Source organism: Psychroflexus sp. MES1-P1E, assembly GCF_002836055.1.
Lineage (GTDB): Bacteria > Bacteroidota > Bacteroidia > Flavobacteriales > Flavobacteriaceae > Psychroflexus.
The window spans coordinates 1-655 of sequence record NZ_PJBS01000023.1 but is presented as its reverse complement, the minus strand read 5'-3'; the positions used below and the strand labels follow the sequence as shown (position 1 = coordinate 655).

Here is a 655-nt window from a genome sequence, read left to right as displayed (position 1 = left end):
CGTTGCCACCCATTAAAAAATATCGCAAATGATTCATCTTATAGTTGGAAATACAGGTTCTGGAAAAACAACCTATTCAGCGAAATTGAAAGGAAAAAATAAAGGAATAATCTTTTCGATTGACAAGTGGAATAAAACACTATTTCTTGCTGATAAAAAACCGACTGACGGATTGAAATGGTTTTTAGAAAGAATTGAAAGATCGGAAGAAATAATAATGGAATTAGTAAAGCAATTAGAAAATGCAAAAACTGATTCTATACTGGACTTAGGACTTTCAAAATTAGAGCATCGAGACAAATTTAGAAAGTTTGTGGAAACGAATGGATACGAACTGAAAACTCATTTTTTGGACATTTCAAAAGAAACTCGGTTGGGAAGAGTAATAAAACGGAATTCAGAAAAAGGAGAAACCTTCGAATTTGAGGTTAGCAGAGAAAATTTTGATTTTATGGAAAATTGGTTTGAGAAACCAAGCGAAATTGAAATGCAAGATGGAATAACCATTACGGAATAAAAACGTGTGGCAACACCGTATATAATTTATTGCGGGCTTCTCGCCTACTTACGAAAGTCCTCGCGGACTTTCTTTGTCCGTAATTATTTACTAAATTAGTTGCTTGAAACACGCAACAAACCATATACAAACACGTTG

1 protein-coding gene is annotated in these 655 nt (G+C 33.6%); it reads left to right on the top strand.

What is annotated here, in order from left to right; all coding sequences use genetic code 11:
* Positions 1 to 28 precede the first annotated feature (28 nt).
* Complete coding sequence (locus tag CXF67_RS00160) at positions 29 to 517, top strand: P-loop nucleotide/nucleoside kinase family protein (RefSeq protein WP_102086926.1); 489 nt, start codon at positions 29 to 31, stop codon at positions 515 to 517.
* The last annotated feature ends 138 nt before the right edge of the window (positions 518 to 655 follow it).